This window comes from Lederbergia galactosidilytica (genome assembly GCF_017873565.1).
Classification (GTDB): Bacteria; Bacillota; Bacilli; order Bacillales; family Bacillaceae_C; genus Lederbergia; species Lederbergia galactosidilytica.
Window position 1 is genome coordinate 54,213 of record NZ_JAGGKH010000015.1, and the last position, 19,659, is coordinate 73,871.

General features: G+C 38.0%; 14 protein-coding genes. All 14 read right to left on the reverse strand.

Going from position 1 to position 19,659, the window contains the following annotated elements; genetic code table 11:
* The 14 genes from J2Z23_RS15505 to J2Z23_RS15570 all read right to left on the reverse strand — a co-directional run bounded on the left by J2Z23_RS15505 (nucleotide 1) and on the right by J2Z23_RS15570 (nucleotide 19,490).
* Nucleotides 1-987 (reverse strand): Gfo/Idh/MocA family protein, encoded by a 987-nt coding sequence (locus J2Z23_RS15505; protein WP_057983307.1) that lies wholly within the window; start codon nucleotides 985-987, stop codon nucleotides 1-3.
* Between the two features lie 438 nt (nucleotides 988-1,425).
* A complete protein-coding gene (locus J2Z23_RS15510; protein WP_057983309.1) occupies nucleotides 1,426-2,634 on the reverse strand; it encodes an ROK family transcriptional regulator in 1,209 nt (402 codons plus the stop codon).
* Nucleotides 2,635-2,974: 340 nt separating this feature from the next.
* The gene (locus J2Z23_RS15515; protein ID WP_057983311.1) at nucleotides 2,975-3,694 is read right to left on the reverse strand and encodes a LutC/YkgG family protein; all 720 of its coding nucleotides are present in this window, start codon (nucleotides 3,692-3,694) and stop codon (nucleotides 2,975-2,977) included.
* Nucleotides 3,691-5,121: a LutB/LldF family L-lactate oxidation iron-sulfur protein gene (locus J2Z23_RS15520; RefSeq protein WP_064467446.1), complete on the reverse strand. Its 1,431-nt coding sequence runs from the start codon at nucleotides 5,119-5,121 to the stop codon at nucleotides 3,691-3,693. Before J2Z23_RS15520 ends, J2Z23_RS15515 begins: the two co-directional genes overlap by 4 nt.
* A gap of 7 nt (nucleotides 5,122-5,128) precedes the next feature.
* Nucleotides 5,129-5,854 carry a (Fe-S)-binding protein gene (locus J2Z23_RS15525; RefSeq protein ID WP_064467447.1) on the reverse strand — a complete coding sequence of 242 codons (726 nt, stop codon included), beginning with the start codon at nucleotides 5,852-5,854 and terminating at the stop codon, nucleotides 5,129-5,131.
* 319 nt (nucleotides 5,855-6,173) lie between these two features.
* Nucleotides 6,174-6,548, reverse strand: a complete 375-nt coding sequence (locus tag J2Z23_RS15530; protein WP_064467448.1) for a hypothetical protein — start codon at nucleotides 6,546-6,548, stop codon at nucleotides 6,174-6,176.
* A 71-nt stretch (nucleotides 6,549-6,619) separates the two neighbouring features.
* The gene (locus tag J2Z23_RS15535; protein ID WP_209974479.1) at nucleotides 6,620-8,365 is read right to left on the reverse strand and encodes a glycoside hydrolase family 35 protein; all 1,746 of its coding nucleotides are present in this window, start codon (nucleotides 8,363-8,365) and stop codon (nucleotides 6,620-6,622) included.
* A 332-nt stretch (nucleotides 8,366-8,697) separates the two neighbouring features.
* Nucleotides 8,698-9,876: a GNAT family N-acetyltransferase gene (locus tag J2Z23_RS15540; protein WP_209974481.1), complete on the reverse strand. Its 1,179-nt coding sequence runs from the start codon at nucleotides 9,874-9,876 to the stop codon at nucleotides 8,698-8,700.
* A 95-nt stretch (nucleotides 9,877-9,971) separates the two neighbouring features.
* Nucleotides 9,972-11,132: a Gfo/Idh/MocA family protein gene (locus J2Z23_RS15545; RefSeq protein WP_057995035.1), complete on the reverse strand. Its 1,161-nt coding sequence runs from the start codon at nucleotides 11,130-11,132 to the stop codon at nucleotides 9,972-9,974.
* Nucleotides 11,133-11,166: 34 nt separating this feature from the next.
* A complete protein-coding gene (locus tag J2Z23_RS15550) occupies nucleotides 11,167-13,086 on the reverse strand; it encodes a right-handed parallel beta-helix repeat-containing protein (RefSeq protein WP_209974483.1) in 1,920 nt (639 codons plus the stop codon).
* 336 nt (nucleotides 13,087-13,422) lie between these two features.
* The gene (locus J2Z23_RS15555; RefSeq protein WP_209974485.1) at nucleotides 13,423-15,786 is read right to left on the reverse strand and encodes a glycoside hydrolase family 95 protein; all 2,364 of its coding nucleotides are present in this window, start codon (nucleotides 15,784-15,786) and stop codon (nucleotides 13,423-13,425) included.
* Between the two features lie 130 nt (nucleotides 15,787-15,916).
* Entirely contained in the window at nucleotides 15,917-17,563 is a 1,647-nt protein-coding gene (locus J2Z23_RS15560) for an extracellular solute-binding protein (RefSeq protein ID WP_209974487.1), read from the reverse strand.
* Nucleotides 17,564-17,614: 51 nt separating this feature from the next.
* Complete coding sequence (locus J2Z23_RS15565) at nucleotides 17,615-18,511, reverse strand: carbohydrate ABC transporter permease (RefSeq protein WP_057983336.1); 897 nt, start codon at nucleotides 18,509-18,511, stop codon at nucleotides 17,615-17,617.
* A 10-nt stretch (nucleotides 18,512-18,521) separates the two neighbouring features.
* Nucleotides 18,522-19,490 carry an ABC transporter permease gene (locus tag J2Z23_RS15570; RefSeq protein ID WP_209974490.1) on the reverse strand — a complete coding sequence of 323 codons (969 nt, stop codon included), beginning with the start codon at nucleotides 19,488-19,490 and terminating at the stop codon, nucleotides 18,522-18,524.
* Nucleotides 19,491-19,659: the final 169 nt, after the last annotated feature.

Genomic DNA, 19,659 nt, shown 5'->3' on the forward strand with positions numbered 1-19,659 from the left:
TTAACGTCCCCCTTCCACTAAAGTAACAGGTTGGCCTGTTTCACTAGATTGAACAGCTGCTTCTGCGATTTCGATCGCTTTAAGTGCGTCTGTTGCTGTCACAATTGGCTCAGTTTTCCCAGCAATGCAATCAAGAAAATGCTCAAATTGGCGCTGATAAGGATCTTTATGCATCAAACTCTTAGGCATTTGCACAGCATGATCAGTCGATCGCATGTTTACGCTAAGTGGAACTGTCGCATTATGATCATATGTGATCATTCCCTTGTCACCCGCTAATTCATATGTAGCTTGAAATTGAGTTTCCGCCCATGATAACTCTACATAGGCAATCGTTCCATCAGCCATTCTTAATGTAACAAAGCCATATTCTAATTGTTCATCCTGCTGATCACGCTTTACATGCTTGGCCATCACTCTTGTTACTTCCCCGAAAGTCCATTGCAACCAATCCAATTCATGGGAGCCTAAATCTAAAAATAAGCCACCACTTTGTTCTTCATCTGCATACCATTCTCTTCCTGCAGGAAAAGGCACTCCTCTTGTAAGACGAACAACACCAGGTTGTCCAATCTTCCCATTTTTAACTTGTGTTCTAGCATTCGCGTATTCTGGGAAAAAGCGAAGTGTATGACCTACTAGTAATTGAACTTGATTTTCTTCACATGCCTGAATCATTTCCTCGGCCTCTTTACTTGTTAAAGCCAATGGTTTCTCACAAATTATATGTTTCTTTGCCTGTGCCGCTTGTTTAACAAATTCACCATGTGTAGCGGTCGGCGTACACACATCTACTATATCTACGTCCACCTCATTCAGTAACTCTTCCAAACTAGTAAATGGTTTCACATCGTATTTTTCAGCAACCACTCGGAGTTTATCCTGATTTCTAGCAACTACCCCAACAACCTCAACACTTGTTATTTTTTTCCATTTGTCTAAATGTCTTTGTCCCAATTTACCAATACCAACTATCGCAATTTTCATCAACCATACCACCTCACTATTAATCTTTATAATTGTTTTATGAAAATAGTTACTTAGCTGAATCAATTTCATAATAGAGATTTTAGTATTCAAATCCGAACAACGCTGATTTACGCTTCAGGTGGACGCTTTCCGGGGGCGTGCGGTGAGCTTCCTCGTCGCTATATATTCCTGCGGAATTTCACCTGTCACGCTAATCCCCAGGTGTCGTCACCTTCCGCTCCAATCAACTAAGTTAAGGAAATACATTGACTAACAATTCAGCTCCTTTAGTAATTATGAAATTGACTCAGCTCTCTTGTTAAAAAATATTCAAAGCCCTGAAAAAAATTACTTTTTAACATGCTATATGGGAATAATCCATTCGATTCAGTTTCAGGACTACTATTTTATTCACTTATCTATTAGTGGCCGTGTTCCTATTTTAACTTAAAGCTTTTAACGAATTGTAGAATGGAAAAGATCATGCAATAAAACAGATGCGGCGCCAATCACTTCTGAATCGTCACCAAAGGAACTTGGTAAGATCTCGAAATTTTCGGTATGCGTTTCCAAAGAATGTTTCAAAACAAATTCATTTAACTTTTGAATAAAATAAGGATTATTATTAGCTAACTCTCCACCAACTATTATTTTTTCGGGATTAAATAAGTTAATAATATTCACAAGTCCTACCCCAAGATAGAAAGCAATATTATCCATAATGGATAACGCCAACGGATCTTGTTGTAAAACAGCTTGATGAAAAGTTTCGATTGTAAGTTGTCCTTTCTTTTTTAGAACGTCTGACAGGATCGATTGTTTCCCTTGAGAAAGTTCTTCTTCAATTCGAGATTGGGTCGCCTGCCAACTTACATAGTTTTCTAAACAACCAATATTTCCACATTCACAAACTGGTCCATTAAAATTAATCGTAGTATGTCCAAATTCTCCAGCTCCACCAAGATAGCCTCGATAAATCGCATCATTGACTAGAATACTCGCCCCTACACCATCACCAATCGTTACATAGATTAGATTTTTAGCCTGTTGATAATGTCCATAACCTTTTTCGGCTAAAAGGCTTCCATTTGTGTCATTATCTATGTATGTGGGGATATGTAAAGCTGCTTCAATTTTATCTTTCAATGAAACATTTGACATATTTAATTTAGGATTATAAACAACAACCCCTTTATTCGCATCAACAATTCCTTGAAATGTGATAGATATTCCTAAACAATTATCTTTTTGTTCAAATCCCGCCAAAAAATCTTTAAGCCGTGTAATCAAAAAATCGCAAACATCTGAATAAGTTTCATTTCTTAATGAATGGCTAATCTTTTTCTGAACAGTCGCATATAAATTAAATGCCGCAATAGTTATTTTTGATGCATTCACTGCCACACCTATAAGAAAGCGGTCATTCGGATTTAATTGGACAAGTATTGGTTTTCTCCCGCCACTCGAAACTCCTGTTCCACTTTCCATAACTAGCGAATCTTCCATTAAAGCATTGATACAAGATGCAACTGTTGTGGGACTAATTTGTACGACCTTGGAAATTTCTGCACGGGAGATAGGACCTTGTTTCCGAATGATATCCAAAATAATGGATCTGTTTAATTCCCGTATTAATTTGGCATCACCTTTTCTAACCAATGTCATCCCCCACTCTTTTTCACAACTATCACGACTACTTTCTCCAAGAACTTTATTAAGTCTAGAATAGCATAAGCAGTCAACGGATTTCAAATGTTTTATGAAATAATTCCTGACTTATTTTCATCTATTAGATCCCAATGGATACGTCGCAAATAGAAATGAAGACTATTTTAAATTGGCCGTACAGTAAAAAGAGTATCTAACAGTCGAAGTAGCGACAAATTAGATACCCTTTTACGGTTAAAGAAGTGACTTATGCTTCTATTAAATTATATTAATATCTACCGAACTCGTCCCAATGGTTATCCAATGTGCTTATATGTCAGGTATTATTATTTACAAATTATAAATCATCTACAATAATATAAGCCGCTTTTACAGGCCCATGAACGCCAACGACTAGATCCATTTCAATATCAGCTGAGTTACTCGGACCCGTGATAAAATTAATACAAGAAGCTAGATGCTCACCATTCTTTGTTTTTTCTCTAATCATTTGTGCTGCCTGGGTCATCCGGGGAACAATCGAGCTTTTGGGAATAATTATGATCGATTTTAACGGCAAAAAGCTCACAGACCTCCCGCGATCTTTATGACTAAACTGGACAACAGTCCCCGACTCAGCAAGAGTGATATCACTAATTGTGATCCCGATATTAGCAGTCTCAGCTATATCAATATTGGCTCTGCCTTTTTCATAATTCCATTCATGGACCTCAAGCTTTTCCTGAGGCCATTTTTCTTTTAATAATGAGGTTAAACCATATTCCTGAAAACGTGTATCTTTCCAAGTAATAATCGGACCGCCACCATACTCCTCGACCATCTCCTTTAATGTTTTTTCCAAATTCAACCGTGTTGTTTTAATAAAATCGGTATGAATATGAAGACATTGATCTTTTAAAACTCCAACTAATTCATCTAGGCTTTTACCTTGGAGTACAGTCGCCTGTGGTTGATACTTCCATTTCGGTATCTCCGGTTTGGCAAGAATGGCCTCACGTCCAAGTTGATTGGCTATTTTTTGCAGGAAGTGATCGCGGTTTTGAATCGTTCCACTCATGACGGATCTCCCTCCTTTTTATGCTCCTTAAACCAGTCTCTAAATCGTTGTTTCCCTGGAGCTGGAAAATCGCGAATTTCTGTCCAGGCCTTAAGGGGACCAACCCCTTTTGTAATTTTCCCCTCTTTTGTAAGGGGATTAAGAGCCGTAGGGGCCATCCTAGAGCCCATTTTATATAAAACAGGAGAAGCTGCACCAAGTCCGAATGCTTTCATTAATAATTTTTCAGAGACTGGAGCCCTTCCTTCCTTTTCTACAATCACCTGTCGATGCTTGTGCAGTAATTCATGGAGAGGAATTTTGACTGGACAGGCTTCTGTACAAGCTCCACATAAAGTAGAAGCATATGGAAGTTCCTTATAATCATCATATCCTCCTAATAAAGGAGACAAAACCGCTCCAACTGGACCAGAATAGATCGAACCATAGGAATGACCACCAACATGTCGATAGACTGGGCAGACATTGACACAAGCAGCACAGCGGATACATTGCAGAATTGATTGGAATTCTCCCCCGAGAATATCAGAGCGGCCATTATCAACGATCACAAGATGGAATTCATCTGGCCCATCAACATCACCTTCATCCTTTGTTCCCGTCAAGGTCGTGATATAGCTAGTTAGTTTTTGCCCAACAGCACTTCTTGTTAACAGGCTAACTAACACTTCCAATTCTTCAAAAGAAGGAACTAATCTTTCCATTCCCATAACCGTAATTTGCGTTTTCGGTAATGCTGCCACAAGATCAGCATTTCCTTCATTTGTGACAAGACAGATAGAACCTGTCTCAGCAACCGCAAAGTTACAACCGGTAATACCAATATCTGCCGTCATATATTCATGTCGCAGCATTTCACGTGCATGTGTGGCTAATTCCTCCGGTTTCTCCGTATTTTGGTAATGGAGTTTCTCTGTAAATACATCGCGAATTTGCTCCTTATTTTTATGTAAAGCAGGTGCAACAATATGGGAAGGTGGATCATGATCATCCACTTGCAAAATATACTCGCCAAGGTCGGTCTCAATTACTTCACAACCAGCTTCTTCCAAACAAGCATTCATATTTATTTCTTCCGTTACCATTGACTTTGACTTAACAATTTTTCGAGCATTTTTCTTTTGAGCAACTGCTTTTATATATTGATTGGCTTCTTCAGGGGTTTGGGCGAAATAGACATGCCCACCTCGCTCTGAAACCTTCTCACTTAATTGATATAAATAATAATCAAGATTCTCTAAAACATGTTGCCGGATTTCCTCGCCATGGGAACGCCAATCTTCCCAATTTCCCAATTCTTCGGCTGCATCAAGTCTTCTTGTTCGCAATCTTTCTTGTGCCCCAGATACAGCATTGCGCATGAATGGATCTTGAATCCCCTTATCAACTCGCTGGGAAAAGTCCTCCGTCCCTATTTTCATTGGCATCGATTCATCACACTCCTTGCCTACAGTTTAAAACTTCGGCAATATGCAAAACTTTCATCGGCTTCTCTTTCCGATCGATTCGCCCGCCGATATTCATTAAACAGCCACAATCTGCTCCAATCAACACATCAGCATCCGTTTCTTCCGCATGCTGTACCTTCTCATCTACCATTTGTTCTGAAATCGCTGTCATCTTTACAGAAAAAGTCCCACCAAATCCGCAACAATTATGCTTTCCTGGTAGTTCAGTAAATTGAAGACCTTTTACATGATTGAGAAGTTTCATTGGCGCTTCCTTTACACCAAGCAGTCTCGTCATATGACATGATGTATGAAGTGTCACCTTGCCAGCAAACGTAGCTCCTACATCTTCAATTTTTAAAACATCAACGATAAATTGGGTTAATTCATATGTTTTGCTTGCCAGTTCCTTAGCTTTTGGTCCCCATTTTGGATCATCTTTGAAAAGATGTTGATATTCATGAAACATATAGGCGCAAGACCCGGAAGGACAGACAACATATTCCGCATCTGCAAAGGTATCAATCATTTTTTTCATCGCTTCTTTCGATTCCTTCACATACCCACTATTATAGGCGGGTTGTCCACAGCAAACTTGCGACTCGGGAAAATCCACTTCACAGCCTAAGTGTTCTAGTAACTCAACTGTCGCCTTCCCCACATTGCTGTTAAACATATCAACAAGACATGTGGCAAAAAGGGCTACCCTCATCTTTCTCATCCCTTTCTTAAAACCTCTTATTCTATTCTACCTCATAAAGCAACACATTCCAACACAAACGGAAGAAATAATATATTCATAACCAAATATTCTCACACATTTTAAATAAAAGTATGCAATAAACCAGCAGAAATAATTCCAATTTCAAATGGCTCATTGCATACCAAATATAACTCCCAAACTCCACAAATGGATTCAGATAAATTCCTTTCATTATATGCACCATTGGAGAAAAACTTTCAATAATAGAAGCGTTTTTTCTAAATGCCATCCAAATTGTTTTAACCCCGTATTGGAATTTTATATTCGCTTAGTTATGTCTATTATTCTTTTTTAAGTGACGATGGGCTAAAGCTATCGCGATCAGTTGCGGCAGCAAATTAAAAAAGCTGACAAATAGGAATAATTCGTTAGGTGTTAGCGGCTTAAAAAAAGTGTCCCAATTTTCCACCCCATCCATTCCTGCAATGAAAGTATAGGAAAGAATAGCAGATACGATATTCCCAATAAGAATAGGAATAATATTACAAAAGAATATACTAAAAAAAGCAAGTAATGAGGTGACGATAATCATAATGAGATAGCCAAGCATTAAATGTTGGGCGAAGTCTTGGTACATTGAAAAGTAGACATAAGGAAAACTATAAAGACAAACAACCAAGATCCCAATCCCAAATTTCCTCATGTTTTTCACTTCTTTCCTCGTAGTTAGTGAACATAAGCAGGAAGAGCATTTCTTCCTGCCTGTTCACCCCATTATCCTAGATTTGGCGTATCTTTAAAGATAACTTCTTTTTCATGATGATGTAACTCTAAGAGAATGATCTCATTTTCTCCTTCTTGTAAAAATGGGGCAGGCACATACAATGTTTGCTGCGGCCCAATTTCCCAATAACGCCCAAGATTATGGCCGTTTACAAAAACAACGCCTTTCTTCCACTCCGAAACATCGATAAATGTATCTGCCACTTCCTCTATATGCAATGTTCCTCGATGAAAATAAGGGTGTTCCTCTTTCGCTGTTTGATTTGAAAAGCTCAGTTTACTTAAATCTGTTAACGGTAAAGGATAGACAGTCCAATCAAATAAAAATTGATTTCCTAACCGAACACCCTCTGTAACCCCTTTAAAATCAACAAGAAATGGACCGTAATTAATTCTGCCCATATTTTCTACTATAATTTGGACTTTCGTTTCTTTTTCCGTAATATCCACTTCTAATGTTGACTTTCCGCTAATTCGATCAACTAGGCCAACAAATTCGCCGTTTAGATATACTTGCCCGCGATCATGCACATCTTGGACAGTTAGGTTTTGTTTGCCATATGCTCCTTTTATCGTAGTTTCATAGACGATAAATCCGTAGCCTTGTCCATATTCTTCCATCGTTAAAGGCGCTGCACTGTATTGTGGTTGTGACAGTTGCTCTAAGGAAGCTAGTAATTCTGCCTTTTCATTTAATACCACTTTTCCGTATGCTTTTTTTGGCAATGGATCGGGTAAAACCATCTCCGGGAGATCGACATATTTCTCAAATGCTTTTCTCACCTGATATAATTTCTCTGTCACTTCTCCTGATTCCGTGAGAAGTGCATCATAATCATAGCTTGTAATCGTTGGTTGATAAATTTCTTCATTATGATTGGCACCATTGTAAAAGGCAAAATTTGTTCCACCATGACCCATGTAAAAATTGACAGAGCCATTTTGTTCAAGAATTTCTTCCAAAGATTCAACGACACTTGCAGCTGATCTTGTATGGTGCTCCTCCCCCCAATGATCAAACCAGCCATGCCAAAATTCCATACACATTCCGGGTCCTTTTGGCTGGTATTCTTTTAAAATATTAAAAGCATCATAACCACGCGAGCCAAAATTCGCCGTTTCAAACACCCCATCAATCATTCCACCAGAAAACATACTATGGGTCGGACCATCTGATGTAAATAAGAACATGTCGCCTGCTCTTTTCTTTAAACCATCGCGCATATATTCTAAATACTGTTTATCATTCCCAAAGCTTCCGTATTCGTTTTCAATTTGCAATGCAATGATCGGGCCACCGTTTGCTGACAATAATGGATTCAATTTTTCAAATAAAACATCAAAATAGCGATCAACTTTATCAAGATACGGCTGATTGAAACAGCGCAATTTAATATTAGGAACAGTCATTAACCAGTAAGGAAAACCACCAAATTCCCATTCTGCACAAATATATGGTCCAGGTCTGACAATCACATGCAAACCTACTTTTTCTGCTGTTTTGACAAACTTGACAATATCTGCGATCCCTTCAAATTGAAATTGCCCTTCTTCAGGTTCGTGAATATTCCAAGCCACATAGGTTTCAACAGTATTAAGGCCAGCTGCTTTTAATTTACGTAAGCGATCTTCCCAATATTCTGGTACTGTTCTGAAATAATGCATCGCACCACTTAATAGTTGTATTTCCTTGCCATCCAGTAAAAAGGTTTTTTCATTATATGTTAATTTGGGCATGATTTACACCTCTTTTATTATCTCTTAATATTCTTTAATTTATCGTAGTGTCATAATGACCAGCATAGTTAATATTTATTATTTATGGGATTCCAAAACTACCTAATGGCTTATTCATCTAGCAGTATTTCACATTATGTATCTTCATTTTCTAATTCTTATCTTAATAGATTGTAATCCCTTAAAATAAAGCGCTTGCCTTTCCGAATAAAAAAGACTACGATCTACCTTCTTACATTATAATCATTTACAACTACAATAAACATCTATTATTGCAAAATACTTTTGTTCACCGACTAGTTGTCAGTGGATATATCACTTATTTCTTTAATCTAAAAAGAATCCATTGACCAAAATTGATAATGGCTATTTCCGAACAGCGCTTGGAATAAATGACTTTTCGCCTCTATTTCTTTTGCTGCACCTCCATTTAAGAGCCACTTAATTAATTCAGCCTCTGAGCATTTTACTTGTTCATTATAATAAATATCATGACTCGGTTGCCCTATGTCTACAATCCCATCATAATTTTTAATTAGTAAATCCATTTCTCCACATTGCAAAAATATCGTATGATTCTCACCGATATGGGCACCATATCTTGCCATTCTTTGAGTGAACACATCCCGAAGTTTTAATAACAGGCTCTTTTTATCGATGATCTTCCACATATTCGTGGTTATTTGTGTCTTTTCCGCCTTCCAACCTAGTAAAAGTTTGTACAAAGCATGGGAACATGCCCCATTAAAACAAATGCTTTCTATATTATGCTTACGAGCTTTAATATCTCCTAGTAAGGCAAGGATAGCCTCTTCATCCCCGGCTTGATATACACATTCTTCGAGATTTACTACTTTATCTCCATTGTAGATTAAATAAGCAACCGTTTCTTTCCCATCCTTAACTAGCAAGATTTCCTTCGACCATTGAAGTAATTCTTTTCTTAATCGTTGCCAATAGGAAGATGTTCGAACTCTGGGACCAACAAGGTTTAATGAAAAATTATTATATAAAGATTTCACTGCCTCAAAATCTTGAACAGAAAACTCCTTAACGGTATAGGAGGTCGAGGGTATCCTCGGAATTTCCTTCAGCCTCAGAGGAGTCTCAGGAAAAGTATGCCAGCCTACCTTTTCATAAAATGGATTGATATCCGTAGAGAGCAATGATAAGTCAAAGCCATTTTGTTTCATCCATTCTGTTTGCCTGTTTAAAATAGTATGTGTGAGTCCAAGTCCACGAAAGGCAGGCAATGTGGCGACATTTCCGATTCCACCAACCTTTACCAGTGTCTGTTCTAAATAGGTATAATAAGGAAAGAGTTGGACAGATGCTGCTAGTTCACCATCCACTTTGGCAATCCAAGTCGTTTGCTTATTATATTGCGGTTCTAATTTTAATCGTTTTTCAAAAAACTGGCGATTCTCTGGAAAAACTTGCTCCCATAAATCTAGGGCTTGTTCTAATTCTTTTTCAGTTTGAATCGTTCTAATTTCAATCGATGGGTTCATTTACACACCTTCTCTTTTACATGATTACGAGAATGTTAGTATCAAAAACTAGATGTAGAGGGAAAAGACAAGACCTTAATCCCTTTTTGCTAGTCCTATACAGTTTCTTTTATTTTGCCATGTCTACCTTGGTCTATCAGGATAACGCCACTTCCAGTGCGGATTGATTCTGCTGCGGCACAGCCAACTGCTACACTCATTCGTCCAGCAAAAGGAGTTGTTAATGGTTGTTGATTATATAAAACAAGATTCACGAAATCCTCACATATGCGTGGATCTGCCCCACCATGGGTTCCTTCCATCTCCTTGATATCATAAGTCTGATCACTCCATTCATTCCATGAACCTGTTTTTCTCGTTTTTACATATACTTTATTATTTATATCGTCATTTTCAAGGCGACCTTTTGTACCGATAAATGTGTAATTACGAGAATAATCTGGTGTAAAATGACATTGCAGATAAGAAGCCTTGATCCCCCCTTCTAATTCCATCATCACCATATTATTATCTTCTACATCGATTTCCTGACGAAAGGCGCATTGATTTAAGCGATCAAAGCTTGCTTCTGGACAAGTCTCTTTCAATTCACAATCCGGACAATGCAGATCATTGGGCATGCTTCCACCGTAATAATCCAAACTACCAAAAGCCGCTACTTTTTTCGTATACTTTCCAGTTAGCCAATGTATTACATCAAAATCATGTGAAGCTTTCTGTAAAAGTAAAGACGTAGTATTCGCTCTTTTCCCATGCCAATCATGGTAATAAAACCAACCACCAAAACCAACAAAATGGCGAACCCATACGGCTTTTATTTCACCGATTTCTCCTGAATCGATAATGCCTTTCATCGTTTGATACATCGGCATATAACGCATATTAAAGCCGATCATTAAGTGCTTTCCTGACTTTTCCCATTCATCCAAAATTCGATCACAACTTTCCGATGTAATCGCTAGAGGCTTCTCACAGTAGACATGTTTCCCAGCACGAAAGGCAGCTGTAACATGTTCTTCATGCATATGGTCCGGTGTAAGGATGGCTACCGCTTCAATATCTTCTCTTGCCAATAATTCATGGTAATCGTTTGTGATAAAAGCTTCCGGGTTGATGCTTTCTTTAAATTGTTGAAGTGCCTCTTCTGAAACATCAGCAGCACCAACAACGACCGAGTTACCATTCGGTTTATGCCAATACTCTACGATAGTGCTTCTACCCCCGCCCCCGATAATACCTATTCTAAGTTGTCTCATTTCTTCACCTCTTTTAAATTACGATATTGTTTATTTACTTCGGAGTTTTTATGTTAGACATGTTCATAACCAATTCTGTTCGCTCTATTCCTTCTCCAAAGCGATTATTTTCTACCTGAACATTTTTACAAGCATTCCATTCAAAAGTCGGATAAGTCCTTTCTTCCTTTCGCATTAAGGTTGGATAATAAGATGCATTCAACTCCGGTTGATATCGTTCAATCATGTTATTCTTAAAAAGCAAATTATTCACACTACCTATAGAAAGAACAGACTCATGTTCCATATAGAATTTATTGTGTTTAATTTTGATATTCTGATGGATTGCTTGTTCAGGTGCAGGGTATTGAGACCCTTTTGTAACCGGGTGAACTCGTATTCCAGCGGTTCGCCAGCCTGGATTTCCTACCTTTGCAACATAGAACGTATTTGACTGGATCGTCACATCGCGAACAGGGCCAGACTCATACCAATCTTGGGAATCATTGGAAATAAAAATGGCATCCATTGCCATATGGCGAAAAGTATTGTTTTCAATCAATACTTTTTTTCCTGTTGTGCAGAGAATGCCTCTTGTCGGAACGGTTTCAAAATGATTATTCTCAATATGAACCGATGGTGTATAAGTAGTATTCTCCGCTACAACGAGCGGTTCTCCATCATCTAATCGGAATAATTCAGCTGGTAAACTTTGCTCAAATGTGACTGTCATCGTCCGTAAATCATTCCCAGCTACTCCTGGGTCCTGAACGGTTTTGACAATATAACGTTTTTCTTCCCCATCCACAGCTCCTAATGTATCTCGGTAATAAAAAGCCACTTCATTTCCTGGATAGAATTGCGGAAAGCCACCTTGCTGTCTATGCACATAACGAAGCTTCATTGTATGCTCATCAACTTTTTCTTCCACCCTTGTAAAGGTTCCGTGGATGTTGATCGGATCATCATGAGGATGATAAAACTCACACCCTTCTATATGAATATGACCACTTGCTCCTGAGACATGTATAAGATCAGCAAAACTAGTTGTTTGCCTACCACTTCCTCCTCTCGCTCGAAAAGCGCAATCGCGATAAGTAATATTATGCGACATTTGCGTTAACCAGCCAAAACCATGTAGATAATGTGGAGTTATTTTTTCAATCACCGTATCTGAACTTTCCCAGATTAATGCACCTGCTGTCTGTCTCATTGGGATCGAACAAAATTCAAAGAGTAAATCTTTCTGATGTAAAGCTGGACGTCTCTTTCCGTAAAAAACTCGAATTTCCCGATCACTTAAACGAGTAATTTTTGTTCTCCTATCTGAAAAAGGGCCTAAACCAAGATCATAACGTCTGCTAATATTGCGGTCAGGATGATAGGCGACAATCGTTGGTGCGTTTGTATGATTTTCATAGGTCCAATAGTATTCACCTGTTTCAGGGTTTCGCTCACTATACCAATGGACTTTTTTTCCGTCTTCTCCTACGTTAAATGGAAAACAATCTGGTATTGAAAAATCAGTATATTGTTCCCCGTCTATTTCTCCGATTGCTGTTACGCACATTTCAATCACTGTTGGTATGGCATAATCCCAGGAAAAATTGTATAAGTGCACGTTTTTCGAGCGTATCACTGCTAGAGCCATACAATCTCCATGCACAATAAACAGAGAATCATTGCCATTAAGAATAATATCCTGTTGATCTTCTAATAACAGTGCAATTTGTTTTTCTGGAAATTGAATACTATCCGTATTGGATGTATGAAAGACTCTTGCTTGGGCAGTTGCCTTTTGCAATTGGTATGTTCCTTTTGGAAAATCGATCATAATCTGACCTGACATTTTTTTTGCAAATTCAAGTGCTTGCCATATTGATGTGGTACTGTCATAATGACCAGTTGGATCAGCGCCAAATTGAGTTACATCGATTATATGTTGGCATTGAGCCAACTTCTCTGCTGTTGACATTGACAATTGCACCATCCTTTCTATCGATCTATCTGTTCAAACTAGTGACTTACTAAAAAATCCATTCAATTGGTTGCATCCATATGCAGCTGTTCTTATTTATCTAATTAGTCAGGAAAACGCTACTGCTGGGTGTCCCTTTTTTAGGACTTTTCCTAAATTCAGAGATGGCCGTGCCGGTGGCTGTTCCAGGTTTCAGACTTTCCCCAGATTTCAGGGGCGGCCACAACGCTAGCCGTCCCTGTTTTCGGCCATTTCCTGTTGATAAGCAGATTATATTGTCTTTATAAAAGCTTGCAATTTTTTATACCTATGTGGCTGGTTAATGTTCTCCCTCTACCGATATGATAATACGTAAGTTTGGCCTGCTTTCATTTCCACAACCACAAGGCCATTTACAGATTCGATCTCTTGCGTTGCTTCTCCTTCAGAGCGAACAAAAACCGATTGCGACGATTTCAATTTTAAGTGCTGATCTTTTAACGTTTGGACTTCCAATTGCACCATTTGCATTCTATCCCAAATTAATGAGACTTGAAATCCACCACGAATTCGCAGACCAGTGATCGAACCTTTCACCCACGTTGATGGCAGTGCCGGCAGTACATCTATATAATCTTGATGCGATTGGATCAGCATTTCAGCAACACCCGCTGTATAACTAAAATTCCCATCAATTTGGAATGGTGGATGTGCACCAAATAGATTAGGATAAAGTCCTCCACCCTCAAAAACTTCATTATTCTCGGTAACAATACGGAACAATTGGTGTAATAATGCTTGAACTCTCTCCCCATCTTTCAAGCGAGCCCATAGACACATTTTCCAGCCTAAACTCCAGCCAGTTCCCGCATCCCCCCGTCTATTTAAAGTTTGCCGGACTGCCTCTAAGTGAGGACCATCTGTAATCTGAGTCCCCGGAAATACCCCATACAAATGGGAAACATGCCGATGATGCGGTTCCGCATCTTCATAATCATTCAGCCATTCTTGAAGCTGTCCATACTTTCCGATTTGGAGTGGATGAAGCCGTTCTTTGGCTTGGCGCACTTGTTCAATTAGCGGATCTTCGCTTCCTAAAATCGCAACAGCCTCTAAATAATTTGTAAATACATCCCAGATGATTTGTAGATCCATTGTCGCTGCTTTGGTGACCGAACCTATTTTTCCATCTGCTGTATAAAATAGATGTTCTGGAGATGTGGAGGGAGATGTAATGAGATATCCATCATCTTCGATTAACCACTCCAAACAAAATTGAACAGAACCTTTTAAAACTGGAAGAACCTCGGCTAAGTAATTTTGATCTCCTGAATATTGATAATGCTCCCATAAATGACGAGATAACCATGGACCTGACATTGGCCAAAACGCCCAAATCGGATCTCCATGTCGTTCTCCCCCGACTGGGTCAGCTTGTCTCCATAAATCGGTGTTATGATGAGCAGTCCATCCATTCATTCCATACCGTTCATGGACAACTTTATTTCCTGTTACCGATAACTCCTTCACCATCTGCAAAAGTGGCAAATGACATTCAGCTAGATTTGTAATCTCTGCCGGCCAATAATTCATTTCTGTATTTATATTTAATGTGTAATTGGATGACCAAGGTGCTCGCAAATGATGATTCCAAATCCCCTGTAAATTGGCAGGTTGTGTGCCTGGTCGTGAAGAGGAAATCATTAAATAACGGCCATAGTGAAACAGTAACATAGCCATTTCCAAATCATTTGGTCCATGTTCTCTAATCCGTTCATCAGTATCTAGAAATTCTCTTTTGGACGAATCTTCTAATCTAAATTCTACTCGATTGTATAGTTTCTGATAATCTTGAATATGTTTTTCTTTTAGTTCTTCATAAGGAATCTTCATTGCCTCTGCAAGGATCTCTTCATTTTTGGCCGTTAATATCGTATAATCCTTCCCAGGTAACTGATCAAATCCATTAAAGGATGTCGCAACTGACAGATAGAGAAACACCTCTGAAGCATCTTGAATCAGTACTTGACCATTCGAACTTTCTAGATGGCCGTCCTTAGTAACAATCCCTAATCTACCTTCAAAATGAATCGCTTTCGTTTCTTCGAATTCACCGTAAACAATTGGATGATTATCATTATGAACATAATTTGGTGCACAATACTCTGGGCAAACACCTTGTAAAGCGATCTTCTCTTCTTCAGTTTGCAAACGGTTTTTCAGCAAACTATCAAAACTCACTTGAAGTTGTAAACTTTTTTCCTTGGATGCAGCCAAACGAATCGCTAGCACTTGATGTGGAAAGGAGATGAATGCCTCCCTGATGTAATCAATTTCCCCAATTGAATAAGTTATGGTAGAAAGCGCCTGTTGAATATCTAAAGAACGATGATAAGCTTGGGCAATTCCTCCATGGAAGTATTGTAATTTCAAATCTCCTAATGGCATATAAGCCTGAGTGTAAGGGCCAAACATATTTTTCGTCTCATCTGTTGCAGCCTCATAATTACCTTGGTCAATATACTCTCTAACTTTTTGTAATGATTCCTGATCTTGGTAACGCCTTCTTTCTGGAGGTCCTGACCAGAGCGTGTCTTCATTTAATTGAAAACGATCAACCTCTATCCCCCCAAAATGCATGGCTCCCATTCGCCCATTCCCAAGTGGTAAAGCTTCTGTCCAAGCTACACCTGGTTTTTTATAAGATAAAAGATGCATTTTCCATATCCCCCATCTAATGTTTTCGCTAACAATATTATAAGCGTTTTCCAATTGAAAAGATATGATTTTTGTGAAAAAGGAGAGCGAATACACGAAAGAGATTCATCGTATATTCGCTTTTCTCTTTCTATTCTTTATCAATGTCATATGCTTTTTGATAGATTTCTAAATAACGATCTACTTGCAACGGGTCAAACCCTTTAATATAGTTATCCCATTCCTTCTCAATATCTTTAGAACCTGTAATAAATTGGACTGAGTTTTCCTTCACATAATTAATGATGTTCAACTGGATCAAGTTTAATTCTTCAGCTTCTTCAGGACTTACCCAGGCTGCTTCTGCATTAAATGATTCCTTCGGCTCAAAACCATCATATTTTAAAGTTGCATTATAAAGTCTGCGCTCATAGCCTTCAGGAGAAAGTTCCTCAGTCGATGTTCCAATCGAATCTCTAAATTCCCTCGTTTGTAAAAGCGGTCCTCTTTCTCCCCAACCATATTGCTCCACATCTTCGTCCTCATCATGCCTAATTGGAACATATTTGGCTTGCTCACCTGTCAAATCGATATCATCGGAGCCACCTTCTTTCCAATTGACCCCTTCCTTACCATAGGTTGCTGTTAAGGCTCCTTCTTCTGTATAAAAATAATCAGCCAATTTAATAAGGGCTTCTGCTTTCTTCCCTTTAGCCTTATCTGTAATCGCAAACGCAAAATTATTAACATAGCCATAGTTTGTTGGTGTGAATTGCTCTCCATCTGGTCCTTCTAATGGTGGGACAACCTCATAACTCTTTGAGTATTCAGATTGCAAATCAGCAAAAACAGCTGGATGTAACGCCGCTCCCGCCCCAAGGATTTGCTCCCCATCAGGTGTTCCTAATTGTTTATAGGCTTCCGCATTTTGAGTAAACGCCCCTTGATCAAGTAACCCTTCCTCATACAAAGAATGCATATACTCCAGTCCGTCTTTCCATTCAGGTTGCATAGCGGCTAATGTAAGCTTACCATCTTTTACATTAATAAAGTCTTTCCCATTATTCGGCAAAAATGGATTCATTAAAAATGTCATTACATCGTTTTCAAAAGATTTGCTTTCTCCACTAAGAGGAACTTCATCTGCTTTCCCATTGCCATTAGGATCTTCATTTTTAAATGCTCGTAATACATCCGCAAACTCCTCCGTTGTGGTAGGCATTTCTAACCCTAGCTTATCTAACCAATCTGTATTAAGCCACATTTTTCCATATTTTGCACAGTGATAACATTCTCCAAGCAATGGCAATCCATAAATATTTCCATCAGGTGCTGTGATACCTGCTTCCAAATAAGACACATCTTCCATCGCCTTTTGAATATTTGGCGCATGTTCTTTAATCAGATCATTTAATGGAAGGAGAACTCCTTCCTTACCATATTTTTGGGCCTCTACTTTCGTAATGGGATCAATCCAAGTAACTAACCAGAAAGCGTCTGGGTAATCTCCACTTGCTAGTGATAGAGATCTTTTCTCTTGGGCCGCGTCTTGGTTCGCATACTCCCATTTAATCTTAATATTTAACTTCTCTTCCATCTCTTTTGTAAATTCATTATGACTAAAATCATCATCAGAACCAAGTTTTGGTGTGAAAATGGTTACCTCGATTGGACCATCCCCATCTTCATTACCAGAACTATTATTGTTCGATGATTTATTTTTAGTTGGCACACATCCTGATAAAATTAAACTAAAAACCAATAAAGCAATTACACTTAAAAATGTCAGTTTCTTCAAGTTACTCACCCTTTTTTATTTTATTTTGCTTGTTCACTCTAATAGTGGACATCACCCCTTTACAGAACCAATCATGACTCCTTTAACAAAATGTTTTTGTACAAATGGATAAAGGATTAACACAGGCACACTAGAAATGACAATAAGTGAATACTTCATCAATTCCTTTAGTCCCTGTAATTTCAACATCTGTTCGATATTTCCAGAGCTTGACTCTTGATTCAAGATTAGAATACTTCTTAAGATCAGTTGTAACGGGAAAAGTTCTTCCGATTTTAAATAAATCATCGCATCAAAATACATATTCCATTTCATCACGGCGTACATCAAAACCAATACCGCAATAATTGGTTTTGATAATGGTAATACAACCTTCCAAATAAATCCGATATCACTACAACCATCCATTTCGCTTGCTTCCACTAACTCATCCGGAATCGTTGACTGGAAAAAGGTTCTAGCAATGATCACCTGAAAGACAACAAGAGCTTGTGGTAATAAAATCGACCAGATTGTATCAATCATTTGCAGATTTTTTACAACGAGATAAAGCGGGATTAACCCTCCATCAAATATCATCGTAAAAACGAGTAAGACCATAATGAAATTGCGTCCATAAAAAGTTTTTCTTGATAAGGGATAAGCCAACATAATTGTCATACTTACGCTAATAAAGGTTCCAACTACTGTATAAAATAATGAATTTGAAAATCCTTGTAAGATTTGTGGATTTTGAAAAACAGTTTTATATCCTAATAGAGTTGGTTCCACTGGCCACAACCATACACGGCCTGAAATCACAGCAGATGTACTACTGAAAGATGCACTGACAATATAAATTAGTGGATAGAGGACAATGACAAGTACGGCTATAAGAAATATATATATGGCTGTTATAAAAATTCGATCTCCCAAGGATTCTTTTATTCTAATTGTTTTTTTATTCATATTGGATCACCTACCATAAGCTTGATGATGAGAATTTTTTGGAGATCGTATTGGCTGAAACAATTAAGATCAGATTGATAATCGAGTTAAATAAGCCTACAGCTGCCGCAAAACTAAAATTAGCCCCTAGTAACCCAACTTTATACACATAAGTAGCAATCACTTCAGACGAACTAATATTTAAGGAGTTTTGTAGCAGATATATTTTTTCAAAACCAAGCGCCATGATATTTCCGATATTCAATATTAGCAACACAATAATCACTGGCATAATCCCCGGAATATCGACATGGATAATCTTTTGAATGCGTGTAGCACCGTCCACCTTTGCAGCTTCGTATAATTGAGTATCGACCCCTGATAAAGCTGCTAAATAAATAATCGTTGCATATCCCGTATTTTGCCACACATCTGACCAAACAAAAATAGATTTAAAATAAGCAGGAATTCCCATAAAATTAATCGATTTCATTCCAAACACGCCAAGAATATTATTGACTAAACCTGATTGTGGCGATAAAAACAAAATAATAATCGAAACCATAATTACAGTGGAGATAAAATAAGGCGCATAGGTAACTGTTTGAACCAACTTTTTAAACCGAGCATTTTTCACCTCATTTAAAGCTAAAGCAAGAATGATCGGACAAATAAACCCAACAATTAAACCATAAATACTTAATTCCAACGTATTTTTCATTAAAAGCACGAAGTTTGGTCCTTCAAAAAAATACTTGAAATATTTCAGCCCAACCCAGTCACTTCCCATAATTCCTTTTGTTACACTGTAATCTTTAAAAGCGATTACAATTCCAGCCATTGGAACATATTTAAAAGAAATTAAAAAAGCTAATGGAAGAAGAATTAAAAAATACAATTGCCAATGCTTCTTCATTTTTTTCCATGGTGATGTCTTACGCACACGAACTGAAGGTGTTGCTCTTTGTAATGTTTCTGTTTGAGCAAGATTTCCTCTCATACTACCTCCCCTTTTTACTTTTGATTTTGTTTTTAAAAAATTGATTATTGATTGTTAGCGTTATCATAAAGAATTTAGTGAAATAGTTAAAGATTCATTTTATTTTACAAAAACAAAGACGGAACCCTTTTATATCAAGGGTTCCGCTTAGTAAAACTACTAAAACGTA

Bases quoted from the DNA above. Each gene is read 5' to 3' on its own strand.
- J2Z23_RS15520 (WP_064467446.1), bottom strand. From the start codon at position 5,121: ATGCCAATGAAAATAGGGACGGAGGACTTTTCCCAGCGAGTTGATAAG.
- J2Z23_RS15530 (WP_064467448.1), bottom strand. From the start codon at position 6,548: ATGAGGAAATTTGGGATTGGGATCTTGGTTGTTTGTCTTTATAGTTTT.
- J2Z23_RS15505 (WP_057983307.1), bottom strand. From the start codon at position 987: ATGAAAATTGCGATAGTTGGTATTGGTAAATTGGGACAAAGACATTTA.
- J2Z23_RS15545 (WP_057995035.1), bottom strand. From the start codon at position 11,132: ATGAGACAACTTAGAATAGGTATTATCGGGGGCGGGGGTAGAAGCACT.
- J2Z23_RS15525 (WP_064467447.1), bottom strand. From the start codon at position 5,854: ATGAGGGTAGCCCTTTTTGCCACATGTCTTGTTGATATGTTTAACAGC.
- J2Z23_RS15515 (WP_057983311.1), bottom strand. From the start codon at position 3,694: ATGAGTGGAACGATTCAAAACCGCGATCACTTCCTGCAAAAAATAGCC.
- J2Z23_RS15565 (WP_057983336.1), bottom strand. From the start codon at position 18,511: ATGAATAAAAAAACAATTAGAATAAAAGAATCCTTGGGAGATCGAATT.
- J2Z23_RS15555 (WP_209974485.1), bottom strand. From the start codon at position 15,786: ATGCATCTTTTATCTTATAAAAAACCAGGTGTAGCTTGGACAGAAGCT.
- J2Z23_RS15510 (WP_057983309.1), bottom strand. From the start codon at position 2,634: ATGACATTGGTTAGAAAAGGTGATGCCAAATTAATACGGGAATTAAAC.
- J2Z23_RS15570 (WP_209974490.1), bottom strand. From the start codon at position 19,490: ATGAGAGGAAATCTTGCTCAAACAGAAACATTACAAAGAGCAACACCT.
- J2Z23_RS15540 (WP_209974481.1), bottom strand. From the start codon at position 9,876: ATGAACCCATCGATTGAAATTAGAACGATTCAAACTGAAAAAGAATTA.
- J2Z23_RS15535 (WP_209974479.1), bottom strand. From the start codon at position 8,365: ATGCCCAAATTAACATATAATGAAAAAACCTTTTTACTGGATGGCAAG.
- J2Z23_RS15550 (WP_209974483.1), bottom strand. From the start codon at position 13,086: ATGTCAACAGCAGAGAAGTTGGCTCAATGCCAACATATAATCGATGTA.